17 protein-coding genes are annotated in these 19,854 nt (G+C 62.4%); 12 read left to right on the top strand and 5 right to left on the bottom strand.

Annotated elements, in window-relative coordinates:
• Positions 1 to 139: 139 nt before the first annotated feature.
• The gene (locus JFT58_RS01315; RefSeq protein WP_054895971.1) at positions 140 to 886 is read right to left on the bottom strand and encodes an NRDE family protein; all 747 of its coding nucleotides are present in this window, start codon (positions 884 to 886) and stop codon (positions 140 to 142) included.
• Positions 887 to 1,102: 216 nt separating this feature from the next.
• On the opposite strand from JFT58_RS01315, the gene lgt reads away from it, so the two are divergent.
• Both lgt and JFT58_RS01305 read left to right on the top strand, forming a co-directional pair.
• Positions 1,103 to 1,915: a prolipoprotein diacylglyceryl transferase gene (gene lgt / locus JFT58_RS01310; protein ID WP_003195189.1), complete on the top strand. Its 813-nt coding sequence runs from the start codon at positions 1,103 to 1,105 to the stop codon at positions 1,913 to 1,915.
• Between the two features lie 51 nt (positions 1,916 to 1,966).
• Positions 1,967 to 2,800, top strand: coding sequence for a thymidylate synthase (locus tag JFT58_RS01305; RefSeq protein WP_014720362.1), 834 nt, complete (start codon positions 1,967 to 1,969; stop codon positions 2,798 to 2,800).
• 130 nt (positions 2,801 to 2,930) lie between these two features.
• Here the strand turns inward: JFT58_RS01305 and cadR are convergent, their stop codons facing one another.
• Positions 2,931 to 3,371, bottom strand: a complete 441-nt coding sequence (gene cadR, locus JFT58_RS01300) for a Cd(II)/Pb(II)-responsive transcriptional regulator (RefSeq protein WP_003195185.1) — start codon at positions 3,369 to 3,371, stop codon at positions 2,931 to 2,933.
• An 85-nt stretch (positions 3,372 to 3,456) separates the two neighbouring features.
• Between cadR and JFT58_RS01295 the strand changes: the two genes are divergently transcribed.
• From JFT58_RS01295 to JFT58_RS01270, 6 genes are all read left to right on the top strand, one after another.
• Entirely contained in the window at positions 3,457 to 5,763 is a 2,307-nt protein-coding gene (locus tag JFT58_RS01295; RefSeq protein WP_198790972.1) for a heavy metal translocating P-type ATPase, read from the top strand.
• A 16-nt stretch (positions 5,764 to 5,779) separates the two neighbouring features.
• Positions 5,780 to 6,643, top strand: a complete 864-nt coding sequence (locus JFT58_RS01290) for a LysR family transcriptional regulator (protein ID WP_054898683.1) — start codon at positions 5,780 to 5,782, stop codon at positions 6,641 to 6,643.
• A gap of 224 nt (positions 6,644 to 6,867) precedes the next feature.
• The gene (locus JFT58_RS01285) at positions 6,868 to 7,932 is read left to right on the top strand and encodes a putative 2-aminoethylphosphonate ABC transporter ATP-binding protein (RefSeq protein WP_054898684.1); all 1,065 of its coding nucleotides are present in this window, start codon (positions 6,868 to 6,870) and stop codon (positions 7,930 to 7,932) included.
• 1 nt (position 7,933) lies between these two features.
• On the top strand, positions 7,934 to 9,646 hold the full coding sequence (locus JFT58_RS01280; protein ID WP_054898685.1) for a putative 2-aminoethylphosphonate ABC transporter permease subunit: 1,713 nt from the start codon (positions 7,934 to 7,936) through the stop codon (positions 9,644 to 9,646).
• 22 nt (positions 9,647 to 9,668) lie between these two features.
• Positions 9,669 to 10,682, top strand: coding sequence for a putative 2-aminoethylphosphonate ABC transporter substrate-binding protein (locus JFT58_RS01275; RefSeq protein ID WP_034128970.1), 1,014 nt, complete (start codon positions 9,669 to 9,671; stop codon positions 10,680 to 10,682).
• A gap of 123 nt (positions 10,683 to 10,805) precedes the next feature.
• Positions 10,806 to 11,933, top strand: coding sequence for a TIGR03364 family FAD-dependent oxidoreductase (locus JFT58_RS01270; protein ID WP_054898686.1), 1,128 nt, complete (start codon positions 10,806 to 10,808; stop codon positions 11,931 to 11,933).
• A gap of 29 nt (positions 11,934 to 11,962) precedes the next feature.
• Here JFT58_RS01270 and JFT58_RS01265 read toward each other — a convergent pair whose 3' ends face one another.
• Positions 11,963 to 13,330 (bottom strand): DUF3482 domain-containing protein, encoded by a 1,368-nt coding sequence (locus JFT58_RS01265; RefSeq protein WP_054898687.1) that lies wholly within the window; start codon positions 13,328 to 13,330, stop codon positions 11,963 to 11,965.
• Complete coding sequence (locus JFT58_RS01260) at positions 13,323 to 14,702, bottom strand: DUF2868 domain-containing protein (RefSeq protein ID WP_054898688.1); 1,380 nt, start codon at positions 14,700 to 14,702, stop codon at positions 13,323 to 13,325. The genes JFT58_RS01265 and JFT58_RS01260 overlap by 8 nt, the downstream gene beginning before the upstream one ends.
• Before the next feature lie 69 nt (positions 14,703 to 14,771).
• Here JFT58_RS01260 and JFT58_RS01255 point away from each other — a divergent pair, with 69 nt between their 5' ends.
• Positions 14,772 to 15,284, top strand: a complete 513-nt coding sequence (locus JFT58_RS01255; protein WP_054898689.1) for a dihydrofolate reductase — start codon at positions 14,772 to 14,774, stop codon at positions 15,282 to 15,284.
• A 112-nt stretch (positions 15,285 to 15,396) separates the two neighbouring features.
• Here the strand turns inward: JFT58_RS01255 and JFT58_RS01250 are convergent, their stop codons facing one another.
• The gene (locus JFT58_RS01250; RefSeq protein WP_054898690.1) at positions 15,397 to 16,788 is read right to left on the bottom strand and encodes an L-cystine transporter; all 1,392 of its coding nucleotides are present in this window, start codon (positions 16,786 to 16,788) and stop codon (positions 15,397 to 15,399) included.
• 242 nt (positions 16,789 to 17,030) lie between these two features.
• Here JFT58_RS01250 and JFT58_RS01245 point away from each other — a divergent pair, with 242 nt between their 5' ends.
• From JFT58_RS01245 to JFT58_RS01235, 3 genes are all read left to right on the top strand, one after another.
• Entirely contained in the window at positions 17,031 to 18,092 is a 1,062-nt protein-coding gene (locus JFT58_RS01245; RefSeq protein ID WP_054898691.1) for a hypothetical protein, read from the top strand.
• 213 nt (positions 18,093 to 18,305) lie between these two features.
• Positions 18,306 to 18,839: an RNA polymerase sigma factor gene (locus JFT58_RS01240; protein WP_034128963.1), complete on the top strand. Its 534-nt coding sequence runs from the start codon at positions 18,306 to 18,308 to the stop codon at positions 18,837 to 18,839.
• Positions 18,836 to 19,783, top strand: a complete 948-nt coding sequence (locus JFT58_RS01235) for a FecR family protein (protein WP_054898692.1) — start codon at positions 18,836 to 18,838, stop codon at positions 19,781 to 19,783. The genes JFT58_RS01240 and JFT58_RS01235 overlap by 4 nt, the downstream gene beginning before the upstream one ends.
• Positions 19,784 to 19,854: the final 71 nt, after the last annotated feature.

Genomic DNA, 19,854 nt, shown 5'->3' with positions numbered 1-19,854 from the left:
CACAAGAGGCGTTCCCACGCAGAGCGTGGGAACGATCAAAGACCGAGGCGCCTTCATCGCAGGCAAGCCAGCTCCCACCTGTGGAATGCATTCCCCTGTGGGAGCTGGCTTGCCTGCGATAGCGGTGGTCCAAGCAGCGCTAAAACATCAGGTCCACCTCACCCAGCCGCCCCCCGTGCGGGCCAAAGCTGCGCTCCAGCATCCGCCGCGTCCCATCGGCATTCACGATCAGCGCCGTGCTCGCCCGTGTCCCATAACTAGGGCTGGCGATAAACACGCTCGACAGCAGGCTTTCGGTCGCCAGGCCTACGCCGGTGTCCGGCAACTCAGCAAACGGGGCAGTCTGCGGGTCGCTGAGAATTCCCAGCAGTGCCTCAGGCTCGGGGTTTTCCAGCACGGCGCTGAACGCTGCTTTGGTATTCACCAGCTTCGGCCATGGCGTATTCAGGCCGGCATTGGATAACCCGTACACCCCCGCCTTCAACCGCGTCGGCTCGGTATCATTGGCGTTGTAGTGCCACAGCTCATCCCGCGTGCCCACCAGCAGGTTGAACCCGGCATATTCAATCGAGCGGCCATTTACATCGGCCAAATAATCGTCGATCGGCAGCGAACCGCTGAGAAACCGCGCAACCAGTTCGCCGCGAGACTTGCGTGCCGGTGGCTGGTGCGGGTCGCGGATGTTGGTCAAGGCGGCAAAGCGCCCATCCGCGTTCACCCCCAGCCAGGTGCCCCCGGCCTCCTGATCGCGACCGGCATAGACCTGGGGCGCATCCGCCCACTGGGCCAGCGGCAGGCTGGGGCGGGCGTAGAACTCATCGCGGTTGGCCGCAACGATCAGCGGTTGGGCATGGCCCGGTCGCCAGGCGAAAACAATCAGGCACATCGGGTGACCCCTTTTGTGTTTTTGCCACTCTACCCACAGACGCGCCGGTGTTCCATCGTCTCGAAGTTGGGCCGCGCACCTCTGATCCGTTAACATGCCGGGCTGTTTGGTGTGTATGTGAACTTCTTAATTTGATCTCGCAGCTGTAACGCAGGCTTAATCGCACATCGGCATGGTCCGGTGCGTCATGACTAAATGTTTTAACGAGGAGTCGCAATGCTGCCTTACCCGCAGATCGACCCGGTGGCCCTGGCCATCGGTCCGCTGAAAATCCATTGGTACGGGTTGATGTACCTGATCGGCATCGGCGGTGCCTGGCTGCTGGCTTCCCGGCGCCTGAACCGTTTCGACCCGACCTGGACCAAGGAGAAGCTCTCCGACATGGTGTTCTGGATGTCGATGGGGGTGATCGTCGGCGGGCGCCTGGGGTATGTGCTGTTCTACGACCTGTCTGCGTATCTCGCCAACCCGACCCTGATCTTCGAAGTGTGGAAGGGCGGCATGGCGTTCCACGGCGGGTTTATCGGCGTGATGATCGCCGCCTGGTGGTTTGGCCGGCGCAATGGCAAGTCGTTCTTCCAGCTGATGGACTTCGTCGCCCCCTTCGTGCCGATCGGCCTGGGGGCCGGGCGCATTGGTAACTTTATCAACGCCGAGCTGTGGGGCAAGCCGACCGACGTGCCGTGGGCGATGGTGTTCCCGCCGTTCAGCGACCCGGCGCAACTGCCGCGCCACCCGTCGCAGCTGTACCAGTTCGCATTGGAAGGTGTGGCGCTGTTCCTTATTCTCTATATCTTCTCGCGCAAGCCACGCCCAACCATGGCCGTGTCGGGCATGTTCGCGCTGTTCTACGGGATTTTCCGCTTTATCGTCGAATTCGTACGGGTACCGGATGCGCAGTTGGGCTACCTGGCGTGGGGCTGGCTGACCATGGGTCAGGTGCTTAGCCTGCCGATGATCCTGGCGGGCCTGGGCATGCTGTGGTGGGCGTACAATCGCCCGCAGCCGCTGAAGAACGCCGCGCTTTAAATTCGAATGCCAAGACCAGGAGGTCTTGGCTTCAACGATACGGGTAAAAACATGAAGCAATATCTCGAACTGCTGCAGGACGTCGTGACCAATGGCCTGACCAAGGGCGACCGCACGGGCACCGGTACCAAGGCTGTGTTTGCGCGTCAGTATCGGCATAACCTGGCCGACGGCTTCCCGCTGCTGACCACCAAGAAGTTGCACTTCAAAAGCATCGCCAACGAACTGATCTGGATGTTGAGCGGCAACACCAACATCAAGTGGCTCAACGAAAATGGCGTGAAGATTTGGGATGAGTGGGCCACCGAAGACGGCGACCTGGGCCCCGTGTACGGCGAGCAGTGGACGGCCTGGCCGACCAAGGACGGCGGCACGATCAACCAGATCGACTACATGGTGCACACGCTCAAGACCAACCCCAACAGCCGTCGCATCCTGTTCCACGGCTGGAACGTTGAATACCTGCCGGACGAAACCCAGAGCCCGCAGGAAAACGCGCGTAATGGCAAACAAGCCTTGCCGCCGTGCCATTTGCTTTACCAGGCGTTCGTGCATGACGGCCACCTGTCGATGCAGCTGTATATCCGCAGCTCCGACGTGTTCCTGGGCCTGCCGTACAACACTGCCGCGCTGGCGTTGCTGACCCACATGCTGGCCCAGCAGTGCGACCTGATCCCCCACGAGATCATCGTCACCACGGGCGACACCCACGCCTACAGCAACCACATGGAACAGATCCAGACCCAGTTGGCGCGTACGCCGAAAAAACTGCCGGAACTGGTGATCAAGCGTAAGCCTGCGTCGATCTACGACTATAAGTTCGAAGACTTCGAAATCGTGGGTTACGACGCCGACCCAAGCATCAAGGCCGACGTGGCGATCTAAAGCCTTACTCGGTGAAAAACTGTGGGAGCTGGCTTGTCTGCGATAGCGCAGTGTCAGGCGAAATTAATGTCGCTGGTCCACCGCCATCACAGGCAAGCCAGCTCCCACATGGGTTTGGTGTTCACCTGAGTTAATGGCCGTGGCTTCTGCCCACATGCGAAGGCTCGGCCTCGCTGGCCGCAATCCCTCCGCTGACTTCCAACTGCTGCAAGATCCCGCACTGGTTGCCACCGCCGCAACGTTGGCGCAGGTCCAGCAGTTGTTCCTGCAAGGCCAACAATCCGTCGATCCGCGCTTTCACATGATGGATATGCTCGTCGATCAACGCATTTACGCTTTCGCACTGGTCCTGGGGGCTGTCACGCAGCCCCAGCAGGCTGCGGATTTCTTCGAGGGTCATGTCCAGGCTGCGGCAGTTGCGGATAAAGGTCAGCCGCTCGGTGTGCGCCTGGGTGTACACGCGGTAGTTGCCGTCGGTGCGTGCCGGAGGCGGCAGCAGGTTTTCCTTCTCGTAATAACGGATGGTTTCCACCGGGCAATCGGTGAGTTTGGCCAGTTCGCCGATCTTCATCGCAGCAATCTCCAAATGGGTGCTTGACCCTATAGTGGCTACAGGGTCTTTACTTGGCAACAGGCACCTTTACGGACGCGACCTGATGAGCCACTCCATTCATACCCCGCACAAGCACGACCACAAGCATGATCACGATCACGATCACGATCACGCTCATGACCACGGCCATGATCACAAACATGACCATGGGCCCGCCAAACTCACGCCTGTGGATAACCACGGCCATTCCGGCTCCTGCTGCTCCGGCGCTGCCGGGCCTGCCATCGTGACCTTGAGTGAAGCGCCCACCGCCGGCTCGCGCCTGAGCACCTTCCGCATCGAAGCCATGGATTGCCCTACCGAGCAGACGCTGATCCAGAACAAGCTGGGCAAGCTCGCTGGCGTGCAGCAACTGGAATTCAACCTGATCAACCGCATCCTCGGCGTCACCCATGACCTGCCGAACACGGCGCCGATCATTGAGGCAATCAAGTCCATCGGCATGCAGGCCGACCCTATCGAAGAAGGCAGCCCCGCCGCCGCGCCGCCCGCCAAGAAACATTGGTGGCCGCTGGCGGTGTCGGGCGTGGGTGCCCTGGGGGCCGAGGTGTTGCATTTCACTGGTGTGGCACCCACCTGGGTAATCGCGCTGGTGGCGTTGGTGTCGATTCTCAGCGGCGGCCTTACCACCTACAAGAAGGGCTGGATTGCCCTGAAGAACTTCAACCTCAATATCAATGCCTTGATGAGCATCGCGGTGACGGGCGCGATCCTGATTGGCCAGTGGCCGGAAGCGGCGATGGTGATGTTCCTGTTCACCGTGGCCGAGTTGATTGAGGCCAAGTCCCTGGACCGGGCGCGCAACGCCATCAGCGGCCTGATGCAGATGACCCCGGAACAGGCCACGGTGCGCCAGGCCGATGGTTCCTGGCTGGAACAAGAGGTCAAGAGCATTGATCTTGGCGCGATTGTCCGAGTAAAACCCGGCGAGCGCATCGGGCTCGACGGTGAAGTCACGGCCGGCCAGTCCACCATCGACCAGGCACCGATCACCGGGGAAAGCCTGCCGATCGAAAAAACCGTGGGCGATAAGGTGTTTGCCGGCACCATCAACCAGGCCGGTTCCCTGGAGTACAAGGTCACCGCCGCGGCCAACAACTCCACGCTGGCGCGGATCATCCACGCGGTGGAACAGGCTCAAGGCGCACGCGCACCGACCCAGCGCTTTGTCGACAGTTTCTCCAAGGTCTACACCCCGGCTGTCTTCCTGTTTGCCCTCGGTGTGGCGGTGATTCCGCCGCTGTTCATGGCGGGCGTGTGGTTTGACTGGATCTACCGCGCCCTCGTGCTGCTGGTGGTGGCCTGCCCTTGTGCCTTGGTGATCTCCACCCCGGTGACCATTGTCAGCGGCCTGGCGGCGGCGGCGCGCAAAGGCATCCTGATCAAGGGCGGCGTGTACCTGGAGGGCGGCTACAAGCTCGACTACCTGGCCCTCGACAAGACCGGCACCATCACCCACGGCAAACCGGTGCAAACCGACTACCTGCCGCTGTTCCCGAACATCGAAGACAGCGCGCCGGCCCTGGCGGCCAGCTTGGCATCGCGTTCCGATCACCCGGTGTCCCTGGCGATTGCCAACGCGGCTGTGGATAAAAACCTGTCGACTCACGCTGTGGATAACTTCGAAGCCCTGGCCGGGCGCGGTGTGCGGGGTGATATCAACGGCCAGACCTATCACCTGGGTAACCACCGCCTGGTGGAAGACCTCGGTCTGTGTTCCGAGGCCTTGGAAGAGAAACTCTTTGCCCTGGAAAAACAAGGCAAGTCCGTGGTGTTGCTGTTGGACAAGTCTGGCCCGCTGGCGCTGTTTGCCGTGGCCGACACGGTCAAGGAGAGCAGCCGCGAAGCCATTCAGCAGTTGCACGACCTAGGCATCAAGACCCTGATGCTCACCGGCGACAACACCCACACTGCCAAGGCCATTGCGGCCCAGGTGGGTATCGACCAGGCCCAGGGCGACCTGTTGCCCACCGACAAGCTGCAAGCCATCGAAACCCTCTACGGCCAGGGCCATCGGGTGGGCATGGTCGGTGACGGTATCAACGACGCCCCGGCCCTGGCCCGTGCCGAGATCGGCTTTGCGATGGCCGCAGCGGGCACCGATACCGCTATCGAGACCGCCGACGTGGCGCTGATGGACGATGATTTGCGCAAGATTCCGGCTTTCATTCGGTTGTCGCGGCAAACGTCGAGTATCCTCAAGCAGAACATCGCCCTGGCGCTGGTGATCAAGGCGATCTTCCTGGCCGTCACGTTCATGGGCATGGCGACCATGTGGATGGCGGTCTTCGCCGACATGGGCGTGAGCCTGCTGGTGGTGTTCAATGGCCTGCGCCTGGTGCGCAAATAGAGGATGAGAGGGTGGTGTGCTGAGTGCTGAGTTAAAGGCGTTTTTCATGGTCGCCCGCCTGGGCAGCATTACCCAGGCGGCGAAGAAACTCGGCTTGAGCCAGCCCACGGTGACCACCCAGATTCGCAACCTGGAAAGCCACTACGGCGTCGAGTTGTTCTACCGTGGCGGCCGCCGCCTCACCGTCAGCGACGAAGGCGCGCGGCTATTGCCGATGGTCAAGGCGCTGTTGCAGCAGGAAGCGGATATCGAGTTTTTCCTGCGCAACAACGGCCAGGTCCAGGGTGCGCTGAGAATTGCCGCAACGGCGCCGTATTACATCCTCGATCTGGTCAAAGCCTTTCGCGAGCGCCTGCCCCAGGTGGACGTGTCGGTGGAAATCGGCAACTCCCAGCAGGTGCTTGAGGCGCTGGACGATTACCGCGTCGATGTCGCGGCCTCATCGCAATTGCTGGAAGACGCCCGTCTGATCCGCCGCGTGCTGGGCACCGACCCGCTGGTACTGGCGGTGCACCGCAATCACCCGTTGGCCAAGCTCGATCACGTACCGTTGAGCGCGCTAGTCGGGCATACCTTGCTGATGCGTGAAGCGGGCTCCACTACCCGCAGGCTGACGGAAGAGATGTTGAAGAATGCGGGCGTCGGATATGGGCCGTTGTTGGAGATTGGCAGCCGTGAGTCGATTCGCGAGGCGGTGCTGCGCAATATCGGCATCAGCATCATCGCCCGCCAGGAAGTGCCCCACGACCCGCAGTTGCGCGTGCTGACCATCGAGAATGCACCGCAGATTCCGGAGTATCTGTATTGCCTCAAGGAGCGCAAAGGAGCGCGCCTGCCGGCGGCGTTCCTTGGCCTGGCTCAGGAAATGTCACCCCTCTGATCGTTCCCACGCTCCGCGTGGGAACGCCGCCCAGGACGCTCCGCGTCCGTGACGCGGAGCGTCACTAGAGACATTCCCACGCAGAGCGTGGGAACGATCATGATAGCGGTCGTGAGTCCTACACAAATCCACCAATACCACTATCACCTCTTTTTGCCTTTCTGCCACACCCGCTACGCATTGCCCTCCTAGCATGGCCTTCATCCGTTCGATGAGGTGCCACCATGCACACAGCCCTGACCCAACCCGGCGCACCGATGAAAGTGCGCGCAATCCAGAAACGCTTTGGCGCCTTCACCGCGCTGGACAACGTCTCCCTGGACGTCGCCGCCGGCGAGCTGGTGTGTCTGCTGGGCCCTTCCGGCTGCGGCAAGACCACACTGCTGCGTTGCATCGCCGGCCTGGAGCGCCAGGACAGCGGTGAGCTCTACCTGGGCGAACGGGACGTGTCCCTGCTGCCACCCCAGGCGCGGGACTACGGCATCCTGTTCCAGTCCTATGCGTTGTTTCCCAACCTCAGCGTTGAAGCGAACATCGGCTACGGCCTCACCGGCAGCGGCCGCGATGAAGTGCGCAAGCGGGTCGCGCAGATGCTCGAACTGGTCGGCCTGGTGGGCAGCGAAAAGAAGTACCCCGGCCAACTCTCCGGCGGCCAGCAACAGCGCGTCGCCCTGGCCCGCGCACTGGCGCCGGCGCCGTCGTTATTGCTGTTGGATGAGCCGATGTCGGCCCTCGATGCCCGGGTGCGCGAGCACCTGTGCACCGAACTGCGCCAACTGCAGCGGCGCCTGGGTATCACCACCTTGATGGTGACCCACAACCAGGACGAAGCCATGTTGATGGCCGACCGCATTGCCGTGATGAACAACGGCAAGGTCGAGCAGTACGCCACGCCCCAGGAAATCTACGACCGCCCGGCCACGCCGTTCGTGGCGGAGTTTGTCGGCCAGGGCAACTGGTTGCCGTTCAGCCGTAACAGCGCCAGCCATGCCCAGGTGGGTGGGTTGAACATGCGCCTGGCTGAGGACGCGGGTGTCGCCCAGTCCGGCCGCTTGTTCTGCCGCCCGGAAGCCATTTGCGTCAACCCGCTGGTGCATGAAGAAAACCTGTTCCCGGCCAAGGTTCGCGAGATCACCTTTCTCGGCAACCGCTGCCGCATGAGCTTTGAGCTGGAACAATTGCCGGGCCATGCGTTGCTGGCTGAACTGGCGCCGGAAGCGATGCCGCGCCTGGGCGCCCAGGACATCTGGGTGGCGTTGCCGCCGCGCAGCCTGCAGGTGTTTGCCTGAGATGGGGGCTGTGATGACATTGCCGGTACCGCGCCAGGTGTCCCGCGCCGAGTGGGGCGACCGCCTCTTCGTGGTCGGCGGCAAGTGGCTCTGGCTGGGCCTGTTAGTGGTGGCGGTGCTGTTGCCGCTGTTGGCGATCTTCTGGCGCGGCTTCAGCAGCGAAGCCGGGCAGGGCGGTGGCCTGGTAGCCGCTCGCGAACTGCTGAGCAGCGCCAACTTTCACTGGTTGCTGGGCAATAGCCTGAAAGTTTCCCTCAGCGTGGCGGCCATCGTCGTGCCGCTGGCCTACTTGTTTGCCTATGCCCTGCAACGCACGCTGATCCCCGGCAAGTCCATCTGGCGCGGCCTGTCATTGCTGCCATTGATGGCGCCGTCGATGCTGCCAGGTATTGCCCTGGTTTATCTGTTCGGCAACCAGGGCCTGCTGCGCGGCTTGTTCTCGGAAAATATCTACGGTTTCTGGGGCATTGTGCTCGGTGAGGTGATCTACACCTTTCCCCATGCCTTGATGATTTTGCTGTCGGCGTTGTCCTTGGCGGATGCACGCTTGTTTGACGCTGCTTCGAGCATGGGCGCCAGCCCGGCACGGGCGTTTCGCAGCATTACCTGGCCAGCCACGCGCCAGGCGGTGTTCGCCGCTTTCTGCCTGGTGTTCACCCTGACCATCACCGACTTCGGAGTACCGGTGGTGGTGGGCGGCGATTATCAGGTGCTGGCGCTGGAAGCCTACAAGGCGGTGGTGGGCCAGCAACAGTTCGGTCGCGGCGCGTTGATCGGCATGGTGTTGCTGCTGCCGGCGCTGTTCAGCTTTGGCGTGGATGCGTGGTTGCGCCGTCGGCATGGCGACGCGATGAGCGGCCGCGCCCAGGTGTTCCAGCCAGCGCCATCGCGGCTGCGCGACGGGTGCTACCTGGCCGTCGTGCTGCTGATTTGCGCGGCGTTGCTGCTGGTGTTCGGCATGGCGGTGTACTCCTCGCTGGTGAAATTCTGGCCGTACAACCTGTCGCTGTCGCTCAACCACTACCAATTCGAAGACACCGCCGGCGGCGGCTGGCTGGCCTATCGCAACAGCCTGACCATGGCGCTGTGCACGGCGTTGATCGGCAGCGTGCTGATTTTCACCGGTGCCTACCTGATGGAAAAGACCAAGGGCCAGAAGAACCTCAACCTGGCGCTGCGCATGCTCAGCTTCGTGCCGATGGCCGTGCCGGGCCTGGTCCTGGGGCTGGGCTACGTGTTCTTCTTCAACCTCAACGGCAACCCGTTGCATGTGTTGTACGGCAGCATGGCGTTGCTGGTGGTGTGCACCATTGCGCACTACCTGACCACCGCGCAGATGACTGCAACCACCGCCTTGCGCCAGTTGGACGCCGAGTTCGAAGCCGCCGCGTTGTCCCTCAAGGCACCGTTGTACCGCCATTATCTGCGCGTCACGGTGCCGATCTGTCTGCCGGCGCTGCTGGACATCCTGCGCTACCTGTTTGTCTCGGCGATGACCACCGTCTCCGCCGCGATCTTCCTCTACAGCCCCGACACCATCCTCGCCGCCGTCGCCGTGCTGAACATGGACGACGCCGGCAATGTGGGGGGCGCGGCGGCCATGTCGACCCTGATCCTGTTCACCTCGGCCAGCGTCTCGCTGCTGCTGGCGTGGGCTTCACGTGGCGCGCTGCGCCGCTCCCAAGCCTGGCGCCAGCGCGCACCTGGCCAATAAACATCCCTGAAGGAGGTGCTCCATGTTCAAGCCCCTGGCGCTGGTCGCTGCAGTCCTCACGGCATTCAGTCTGAATGCCTTCGCCAAGACCGAGTTGACCGTGTACACGGCCCTTGAAGCCGAGCAATTGAAGACCTACAAAAAAGCTTTCGAACAGGCCAATCCCGACGTCGAGATCAAGTGGGTGCGCGACTCCACCGGCATCATCACCGCCAAACTGCTGGCGGAGAAAGACCGCCCCCAGGCTGACGTAGTGTGGGGCCTGGCCGCCTCCAGCCTGGCGATCCTCGATCAGCAAGGCATGCTCGACAACTACGCGCCCAAGGACCTGGACAAGATCGGCAAGCATTACCGCGACGCCGCCAACCCTCCGGCCTGGGTGGGCATGGACGTGTGGGCCGCCACCCTCTGCTTCAACACCGTCGAAGCCGAGAAGCAGGGCCTCACCAAACCGGTGAGCTGGCAGGACCTGACCAAGCCCGAATACAAGGGCAAGATCGTGATGCCTAACCCGGCGTCTTCAGGCACCGGCTTCCTGGATGTCAGCGCCTGGCTCCAGACCTTCGGCGAGAAGCAAGGCTGGCTGTACATGGACGACCTGCACCGGAACATCGGCCAGTACGTTCACTCCGGCTCCAAGCCGTGCAAGCTGGCGGCGTCCGGTGAGTTCCCGATTGGCATTTCCTTCGAATACCCGGCGGTTCAGCTCAAACGCCAGGGCGCGCCGCTGGAGATCATCCTGCCCAAAGAGGGCCTGGGCTGGGAGATCGAAGCCACCGCTGTGATCAAGGGCACTGCCCATGCCGACGCGGCGAAAAAACTCGCCGACTTCTCTGCCAGCACCGCGGCGATGGACCTGTACAAGGAAAACTTCGCCGTGCTCGCGCAACCGGGTATCGCCAAGCCGCAGACCGAATTGCCGGCGGACTATGAGCAACGGTTGATCAAGAACGACTTTGTCTGGGCTTCCAGGAACCGTGACAGCATCCTGGCCGAATGGCGTAAGCGTTATGACGGCAAGTCGGAAAAACAGTAACCGATCGTTCCCACGCTCCGCGTGGTAACGCCGCTCTGGACGCTCCGCGTCCGCTTTTAAAGGTCGTGACGCGGAGCGTCACCGGATGAATTCCCACGCGGAGCGCGGGAACCAGAGGACAGTATGAGTAGTGATCTGTTAGTCGTCGGCGCCGGCATCCTCGGTCTCTCCCACGCCTATGCCGCCGCCAGGCGCGGCCTCAAGGTCAAGGTGTTCGAGCGCAGCGCCATGCCATTGGGCGCCTCAGTGCGCAACTTCGGCCAGGCACTGGTCACCGGTCAACCACCAGGGCCAATGCTCGACCTGGCGCGGGAAAGCCGCGAAATCTGGGGCCAGTGGGCGCAAGCGGCGGGCCTGGCGCTCAAGCGCAATGGCTCCTACCTGTTCGCCCGCACCGAAGCCGAAGAGCATCTGCTCGAAGCCTTCTGCGCCGGGCGCGCGCGGGAGCACGGCTACAACGTCCAGCTGCTGCAAGGCGCTGCAATGAACGACCTGTACGCCGGCCAGTTCCGCCATCACCGCGCCGCCCTGCATGGCAAGGATGACCAGCAGTTGTACTCCCGCGAGGCGATCCCGGCGCTGATCCATTACCTGAGCCAGCACTTGAACGTGGAGTTTCACTTTTCCACGCTGGTACGCGACGTAGAGCCGGGCCAGCTGCACAGCACGGCCGGCAGCTTTCGCGGTGAGCAGATCGTTGTCTGTTCAGGCCACGACTATCAGACCCTGCTGGCCGAATCCATCGCCCCGCTCAACCCGCACACCTGCCGCCTGCAAATGCTGCGTGCGCGGCCGGTGCTTAATCTGAACCTGCAACACGCCCTGCTCACCGGCTTGAGTTGCGTGCATTACGGCGCTTTCGCCGACCTTCCGGAAGCCGCTGTGGTCCAGGCGCAGATCCTGCGCGAAACGCCGCATCTGCAGGAGCACGGCATTCACCTGCTGATCAGCCCCACGCCCCATGGCGAACTGATCATCGGCGACTCCCACCATTACGACAGCGACCCGTCGCCCTTCAATGCCGAGCGGATCGATGACTGGATGATCGAACTGGCGCAGCAGACCCTGGGGTGCAACATCCAGGTGGTCGAGCGCTGGCAAGGCGTCTACGGCGCTCGCGGCCCCGGGCCGTTTTCGTTTGTGCAGGCGGCACCTGGCGTCAGCGCTGCCTTGATGCACACCGGCGTAGGGATGAGCGTGGGGCCGGCCATGGCCGAGCGCAATATCCGCAGGTTATGGGGAGAAGCGTGATGAACCCGGAACAGGCAGGCATTGGCGGTTCAGGTCTGGTCCAGGCGTTGGGCCAGGGCTTCAACCTGCTCTTGGCGCTCGGCCTGGCTTAGTTTCGCGTGGGGGTTGAGGGATGACCATTGCGGATAGGCGCGGGCTTTGTTCAAGGCGTCGGGCAGTTTGCCCTCGCGCCAGGTTTTGTCCTGGGGCGTATCGACCTTGATGCTGTGCATTGCCGCATGGCCGCGCAGGTTCAGGGCCTTGAGCAACTGGCGCTGGCGCAGGGCTAGCAGGCGCAGCACGCTGTCGTCGACGGTCAGCTCGCGCTGGCCCTTGATCTTGCCGAGCAGGCGACTGCCGTAGCTGCGTGCGGTTTGCAGGGCGCCACCGGCGATAGCGCCTGCCAGGGCCGCGGCGCCAAGGGTCAGGCCGCCGACCAGTAGATCCACGCCAGCACCGGCAGCGGCTCCGGCAGCTATCCCGCCGCCGACCCGCACGCCAAGTTGCTTGAGGGTTTCGGGGTTGAACAAGTCATCGCCCCAGCGACCGTCGAGCAGCGGCAGGTCGCTGGCCGCCGCGTCCTGTGGGCGAAAGCCGAACAGTTTGAGCAGGGCTTCAACGCACTTTTGTTCGCGTTGGCGCACGGCCTTGCGTAAGTCGCTGACGGCTTGGGGCTCATTCTCGGTTGTCACACTGCGACGGCAGGCCGCGCAGTCGATCAACAGTTCGGCGATCAAGCGGGCGGCGCTTTGCTGGCGAGCCTGGCGCTGGGCTTCTTGATCGAGGATCAGGCGTTCCAACTGCGGCCGTGAGTTTTCCAGCAGCAGGGCCAGGCTTTCATACAGCCGGCGTTCGCCGTCTTCGGGCGGTGCCACGCTGTCAAAACGCACCAGCGCATGCAGGCCGAGGCGGGCCAGGGCTTCGCGCCAGTCCGGTTCGCGGTGGTCGCTGCTGCTGACAAAGTTGAGCACCGGCAACAACGGCTTGCCGCAACTGGCCAGCACTTGCAGTTCGTCGCGGTACTTGGCCAGCACCGGCTCGCGAGCGTCGATCACGTACAGGCCGGCATCGGAGGCCAGCAACTGGCGCAGCACCTTGGCTTCCTGTTCGAAACGCTGGCGCGCCTCGCTGCCTTCCAGGAAACGCGTCAGCCGCGCAGGGCCATCCAGGCGTTCGCCGGGGCGGTCGAGGCGTTCCAGGTAATCGAGCAGGGCGATGGCGTCTTCCAGGCCGGGAGTGTCGTACAGCTCCAGCAAAGCTTCGCCATCTACCGATAGGCGTGCACCTTCGACGTGCCGCGTGGTGCTGGGGCGATGGGACACTTCGCCAAAGCCGACATCACGGGTGAGGGTGCGCAACAATGAGGTTTTGCCCACGTTGGTATGGCCGACCACGGCGAGTTTCAGCGGTTTAGTCATGACCTGTCTCCAGCCAAGTGAGCGGCGCGCAATCGGCAAACGACACTTCAAGCTGTTGCAACGCGGCATGCCAGTCGCCCAGGCGCTCGGCGTCCAGCGCCTGGCCCGGTGGTGCCTGCAGCAGCCATACGCGAGTGTCGGTGGCGCTGCGTGCCAGCTCGGCGATCAGTGCCAGGCTGCCACGGTCGGGCGAGCGGCGCGGGTCACAGGCGATGGCCAGGCGCGCGGGTGGGAAACGGCTGAGTTGCTCCAGCAGTTTGTTGCGTGATTCGCGGCTGTCGAGGATGCCGGCGTTCTTGACGTTGGCAGGCAGTTTGGGGGGCCAAGGGTGTTGGTCGTCGAGTTCGATGGCGACCAGCAAGGCGCCATCACTCTCCAGCTCACTTGCGCCGCCGCTGATCGAGTGCAGGTGATCGGGCGCCACATCGTTGACCCCCAGGCGCTCGCTGCTGGGCATCAGGCGTTCGCGCAGTTGGGCGTAGCCGGGGAGGTTGAGGTCCAGGTGCAACGCTGCGCGCCCGCGTTTCCATCGCCACAGGCACAGCAAGGCAAGGATCAACCGCGGCAGCAGACCGTAGACCAGCAACACGCCCACCAGCCAGGCCGCCCAGGCCTGGCGGGCGCTTTCGATATTCAGCGCGGAGTCGCCGCTGGCGCGGATCATCTCCACGGTGGGCACATTGAAACCGAGCAGAGCCGGGAGTGTGCCGAGGGCCTGGGTCACGGCGACAAAGGTATCGGCGCCGAGAATGGTGGTTTCCCACACAAACCCATAGCGGCGGGTGGCGAGCAGAGTCAGCAGGATCACCAGGGCGCTGAGCAAGGCCAGCAACCACAAGCTGTTGACCAGCACACCCACCGCCCAGCGATTGAGTTTTTGCCGTTGCAGCAACAGCAACAACGCCGGGGCCAGTTGCGCGGCCTTGGCGTCACGGGCCAGTTTCTCGCTGAGCCACAACCACAGCCGGCCAAGGCTGGCGCTGTGTTCGCCGGCAAACAGCAGGCCCAGGGCCCAACTGATCAGCAAGATCAGGTTCAGGCCGAGCAGGCTGCCCAAGGCCCAGAACACATTCACCGGGGCCAGGCCATTACCCAGCGCGGCGAACGCCAAACCGGCGCCGCTGATGACGGCGACCGCCGCCAGTAACACCAGCGCCAGGCGTGCGCCTTGCAGCCAGCGGCTGAGCGCGGCGGCCAAACCATCGCGCTCGGCCAGGTGCAGCGCACGCTGCTGGATGCGCGTGGCCAGGTCGCCCCCGGCGGTGCGGGCCAAGCGGTTGGCTTCCAGGTCTTCCAGAGGGCCGGCGTGTTCTTCCCGCAGGCGCACGGTTTCTGTCAGCCAAAGTCTGTGCAGCGGGTTCAGTGCAGTCACGCGCCGTCCTGTCGTGTTGATGAGGTTGGAGCATAACCGCTGGCTCGCCGCTCTGGTATTCTCGTCGCCATGAAAAAAACTCTCCCTTTAAGCCTGATCGCAGCCCTCGGTGAAAACCGTGTGATCGGCGTCGACAACAGCATGCCCTGGCATTTGCCGGGGGATTTCAAATATTTCAAAGCCACCACCCTTGGCAAGCCGATCATCATGGGGCGCAAGACCTGGGATTCCCTGGGCCGACCGCTGCCGGGGCGCTTGAACCTGGTGGTCAGCCGTCAGACCGATCTTGTGCTGGAAGGTGCGGAAGTTTTTCCTTCACTGGGTGCAGCGGTCGAGCGCGCTGAGGAATGGGCCAAGGCGCAAGGCGTGGACGAGCTGATGCTGATTGGCGGCGCGCAGTTGTATGCGCAGGGGCTGGAACAGGCCGATCGCTTGTACCTGACCCGCGTGGCGCTGAGCCCGGGAGGGGATGCGTGGTTTCCGCAGTTTGATGGGAACCAGTGGAAGCTGGTGTCGAATGTCGAAAATCCGGCTGAAGGTGATAAGCCGGCCTACAACTTCGAGGTGTGGGAGCGCAACTAGTGTAGGAGCGAGCTTGCTCGCGAAGATCGTCAACGATGACGCGTGCATTCTGAATGAACGCGGCGCCCTCAGGTTCTTCGCGAGCAAGCTCGCTCCTACAGGTTATAAGCCTTTATGCCTGCGCCAGTTCGGCATGCTCATCGGCATCCAGCAACGCTTTATCCGTCTGCCCCATGATCTGGCTGGTAATCGCCCCCGCCGTCATCGAACCATTGACGTTCAACGCCGTACGGCCCATGTCGATCAGCGGCTCCACGGAAATCAACAGCGCCACCAGTGACACCGGCAAGCCCATGGCCGGCAGCACGATCAGCGCGGCAAAGGTCGCACCGCCGCCCACGCCGGCAACGCCCGCCGAACTCAAGGTCACTATCGCCACCAGGGTCGCGATCCACAGCGGGTCCAAGGGGTTGATGCCCACAGTCGGCGCGACCATCACCGCCAACATCGCAGGGTAAAGACCGGCACAACCGTTCTGGCCGATGGTCGCGCCAAACGAGGCGGCGAAGCCGGCGATGGATTGCGGGATGCCCAGGCGACGGGTCTGCGCTTCAATGCTCAGCGGGATGCTTGCAGCGCTGGAGCGGCTGGTGAAGGCGAAGGTCAGCACCGGCCACACCTTGCGGAAGAAGCGCAGCGGGTTGATCCCGGCCAAGGACAGCAGCAGGCCGTGCACCACGAACATCAGGCCCAGGGCCAGGTACGACACCACCACGAAACTGCCCAGCTTGATGATGTCTTGCAGGTTGGAACCGGCGACCACTTTGGTCATCAGCGCCAGCACACCGTAGGGGGTCAGCTTCATCACCAGGCGCACCAGGCGCATCACCCAGGCTTGCAGGGTGTCGATGGCGTTAAGGACTTTCTGGCCTTTTTCCACGTCGTCCTTGAGCAGTTGCAGCGCGGCAACCCCAAGGAACGCGGCGAAAATCACCACGCTGATGATCGACGTCGGCTTGGCCCGGGCCAGGTCGGCGAACGGGTTGGCCGGTACGAACGACAGCAGCAACTGCGGGATATTCAGGTCGGCAACCTTGCCCGCGTAATCACTCTGGATCACTTGCAGGCGCGCCATTTCCTGGGTGCCGGCCACCAGGCCTTCGGCAGTGAGGCCGAACAGGTTGGTCAGGCCGATGCCGATCAGGGCCGCGATGGCCGTGGTGAACAGCAGCGTGCCGATGGTCAGGAAGCTGATCTTGCCCAGGGACGAGGCGTTGTGCAGGCGCGCCACGGCACTGAGGATCGAGGCGAATACCAGCGGGATCACGATCATTTGCAGCAGCTGCACATAGCCGTTGCCGACCAGGTCAAACCAGCCGATCGAAGCTTTGAGCACCGGGTTGCCGTCGCCGTAGATCGTATGCAACGTCGCACCGAACAGCACGCCAAGCACCAGGGCGAACAGCACCTTCTTGGCGAGGCTCCAGTTAGTACGGCCAGTTTGTGCCAGGCCCAGCAACAGGGCCACGAACACCAATAAATTGAGAATCAGGGGCAGATTCATTGAAGCTCCGTTGAGAAGGCAGCCAATCGCGTGAGCCTGCGATTGCGAACCGGGAAGCCTAACAGCTTGAAATATATTGATTTAATACCAATATGGAATGGCGACTGTCGTTTTTGGAATAAGCGTTTGACGCCCAGGCGTATGCGCTTGGCGCAATCGCGACGTCAGCGGTCGCGCTCGGGCGATAAGTGTCATACGGATTTGTTAGCGTCGATGTCTTTCACTTGAGGGAGACAACGCCTATGAAGCTCGCGCCGAAACTACTGTTATCCGCCGCCTTTTGCCTCGGGCTCGCCAGCCAGGCGTTTGCCGCCACCGAGTTGAAACACTGGCCGGCACCTGCCGCCAAACAACTCAATGAAATGATCGCCGCCAACGCCAACAAGGGTAACTACGCGGTGTTCGATATGGACAACACCAGTTACCGCTACGACCTTGAAGAGTCCTTGCTGCCGTTCATGGAAAACAAGGGCCTGATCACCCGCGAAACCATGGACCCTTCGCTCAAGCTTATCCCCTTCAAAGACACCGCCGACCATAAGGAAAGTCTGTTCAGCTACTACTATCGCCTGTGTGAAGTCGACGACATGGTCTGCTACCCCTGGGTTGCGCAGATTTTTTCCGGCTTCACCCTCAAGGAACTCAAAGTGCAGGTCGACGAGCTTATGGCCTCCGGCAAGCCCGTGCCGGTCAGCTATTTCGAAGGCGACGTGGTGAAAAAATCCGAGGTACAGCCGCCAAAAGTCTTCACCGGCCAGGCCGAGCTGTACAACAAACTGATGGAAAACGGCATCGAGGTATATGTGATGACCGCCGCGTCCGAGGAGTTGGTGCGCATGGTCGCGGCTGATCCGAAGTACGGCTACAACGTCAAACCCCAGAACGTCATCGGCGTGACCACCTTGCTCAAGGATCGCAAGACCGGCGAGCTGACCACCGCACGCAAACAGATCACTGCCGGCAAGTATGACGAGAAGAGCAACCTCGGCCTGGAACTGACCCCCTACCTGTGGACCCCGGCGACCTGGATGGCCGGCAAGCACGCGGCGATCCTCACCTACATCGACGAATGGAAAAAACCAGTGATTGTCGGCGGTGACACACCGACCAGCGACGGCTACATGCTGTTCCACGATGTGGACGTGGCCAAGGGCGGCGTCCACCTGTGGATCAACCGCAAAGACAAGTACATGACCCAACTCAACGGTATGATCGCCAAGCACGCGGCGGCGCAAGCCAAGGAAGGGCTGCCGGTGACGGCGGACAAGAACTGGGTGATCGTCAAGCCGGAAGAGATCCAGTAAGACCGAGTCACCTGCATCGCAGACAAGCCAGCTTCCACCGTCGACCGCATTCTCATGTTGGGGAGCGGTCAACTGTGGGAGCGGGCTTGCCCGCGAAGGCGGTCTTAAGAACACCGCAGACTCAAAGGCAAAATAGATATCAATTGCGAACTAATCTCATTCTTTGCTAGCGTGCGCACTCCCTGAACCGTCCGTTCTTCTCAAGGTAGTGCTGTGTCCTCCTGGAATACGCAGATCGCGCGCCTGTTCGCGGAGCAGAAGAAAGCCCTCGAAGCCTTCGTCACGCGCCGCACCGGCAGCGCCCAGGTGGCTGCCGACCTGACCCAGGAATCCTTCCTGCGCCTGGCGCGCCTGGAGTCCGGCGAGAAGATCGATAACCTACCCGCGTTCCTCTTCACCATTGCCAGCAACCTGGTGCGCGACCACCAGCGCCAGGCTATCCGCCGCGAGCGTCTGGATGCCGGCGCACCGAGCGAAGAACTGCCCTGCAGCAACCCCGGTGCCGACGAACAACTGGCCGCCTATCAGCAGGAGCAACTGATGCAGGATGCGATCCTGGGCCTGCCCGAGGCGACTCGGCAGATCTTCCTGCTCTATCATGTCGACGAGCTTTCCTACCGCGAGATTGGCGAACGCCTGTCGATCAGCCCGCGCAGTGTGGAATACCAATTGCGTCGCGCCTTGATTGAATGCCGTGGGTACATCAAGACGCGCCTAGCCTGCGATGCACAAGGACGTCGGTCATGACTGCCCTGCCTACTGCTGATGTGTTGTTCGAAGAGGCGTCCGGCTGGTATTTCCGCCTGCACGCCGAGGACTTGACCCCGGCTGAAATGGACGCCTTTGCTGCGTGGCTCGGTCAGGGCCAGGCCCAGGATGATGCCTGGCAGGAAGTGCAGGCGATGCTCGGCGGCCTGCGTGAGCCGGCGCGCGTCATTCGCCGTGGCGAGCAGGCCAACTGGCGTAAACCGCTTCGGCGCTGGGCGTATGCGGCTGCCGTGTTGCTGGCCGTGGGCCTGATCGTGCAGAACACTCCCTGGCTTGACCGCTTGCGTGCCGACTACGCCACCGGCACTGGCGAGTCGCGCACCATCGAACTGGCCGATGGTTCCCACCTTCAGCTCAACACCGACAGTGCGGTGCAAATCCGCATGACTGCGGGTGAGCGGCAGATTCGTTTGCTGCGTGGCGAAGGTTTCTTCGATGTGACCAAGGACCCCGCACGGCCCTTCGTGGTGCAGTCGGGCGACGGCTGGGTGCGAGTGGTCGGCACCCAGTTCAGTGTGGCGCGGCGTGATGACCAGACGCGTGTGCAGGTGGCGCAGGGCAAGGTTGAAGTCAGTGCAGGGAGCGGCACGCCGGTCTATCTGGAACCGGGGCGGGCCGTGGAGTATCAGAGCCGGCACCTTGCACACGTCCACGGTTTCGACCCGGCCAGCGGCTTTGCCTGGCGTCAGCGGCAACTGGTGTTCCGTCAGCAACCTTTGTCGGTGGTGGTCTCTGAACTGAACCGTTACTGGCCCGGCAAGACGCTGGTGCTCGGTGATGCGTTGCGCAGTCGGGTAGTGTCCGGCGTGTTCGAAATCGACAAGCCCGATGCCGTGCTCAAGGCGTTGGAATACACCCTCAGCCTGCGTGCCGAGCACTACACCCCGTATTTGCTGGTGTTGCGTGAAGGCAATGCGTCCTGACGGCAATTTCTCAAAATATTTTCAGGGTTTCCCCGCAAGCCATCGTCCTTGATCACTGAGGCGTAAATAGT

This window comes from Pseudomonas sp. MF6767 (assembly GCF_016405475.1).
GTDB lineage: Bacteria > Pseudomonadota > Gammaproteobacteria > Pseudomonadales > Pseudomonadaceae > Aquipseudomonas > Aquipseudomonas paracarnis.
Note: the sequence above shows the minus strand (reverse complement) of the source record. Positions and strands in the feature narration are given on the sequence as shown.

What these genes read in the sequence shown, in the direction of transcription:
- JFT58_RS01315 (WP_054895971.1), bottom strand. Translation starts at nt 886, where the DNA reads ATGTGCCTGATTGTTTTCGCCTGGCGACCGGGCCATGCCCAACCGCTG.
- JFT58_RS01235 (WP_054898692.1), top strand. Translation starts at nt 18,836, where the DNA reads ATGACTGCCCTGCCTACTGCTGATGTGTTGTTCGAAGAGGCGTCCGGC.
- JFT58_RS01305 (WP_014720362.1), top strand. Translation starts at nt 1,967, where the DNA reads ATGAAGCAATATCTCGAACTGCTGCAGGACGTCGTGACCAATGGCCTG.
- JFT58_RS01280 (WP_054898685.1), top strand. Translation starts at nt 7,934, where the DNA reads ATGGGGGCTGTGATGACATTGCCGGTACCGCGCCAGGTGTCCCGCGCC.
- JFT58_RS01275 (WP_034128970.1), top strand. Translation starts at nt 9,669, where the DNA reads ATGTTCAAGCCCCTGGCGCTGGTCGCTGCAGTCCTCACGGCATTCAGT.
- cadR (WP_003195185.1), bottom strand. Translation starts at nt 3,371, where the DNA reads ATGAAGATCGGCGAACTGGCCAAACTCACCGATTGCCCGGTGGAAACC.
- JFT58_RS01265 (WP_054898687.1), bottom strand. Translation starts at nt 13,330, where the DNA reads ATGACTAAACCGCTGAAACTCGCCGTGGTCGGCCATACCAACGTGGGC.
- JFT58_RS01295 (WP_198790972.1), top strand. Translation starts at nt 3,457, where the DNA reads ATGAGCCACTCCATTCATACCCCGCACAAGCACGACCACAAGCATGAT.
- lgt (WP_003195189.1), top strand. Translation starts at nt 1,103, where the DNA reads ATGCTGCCTTACCCGCAGATCGACCCGGTGGCCCTGGCCATCGGTCCG.
- JFT58_RS01250 (WP_054898690.1), bottom strand. Translation starts at nt 16,788, where the DNA reads ATGAATCTGCCCCTGATTCTCAATTTATTGGTGTTCGTGGCCCTGTTG.
- JFT58_RS01270 (WP_054898686.1), top strand. Translation starts at nt 10,806, where the DNA reads ATGAGTAGTGATCTGTTAGTCGTCGGCGCCGGCATCCTCGGTCTCTCC.
- JFT58_RS01245 (WP_054898691.1), top strand. Translation starts at nt 17,031, where the DNA reads ATGAAGCTCGCGCCGAAACTACTGTTATCCGCCGCCTTTTGCCTCGGG.
- JFT58_RS01255 (WP_054898689.1), top strand. Translation starts at nt 14,772, where the DNA reads ATGAAAAAAACTCTCCCTTTAAGCCTGATCGCAGCCCTCGGTGAAAAC.
- JFT58_RS01285 (WP_054898684.1), top strand. Translation starts at nt 6,868, where the DNA reads ATGCACACAGCCCTGACCCAACCCGGCGCACCGATGAAAGTGCGCGCA.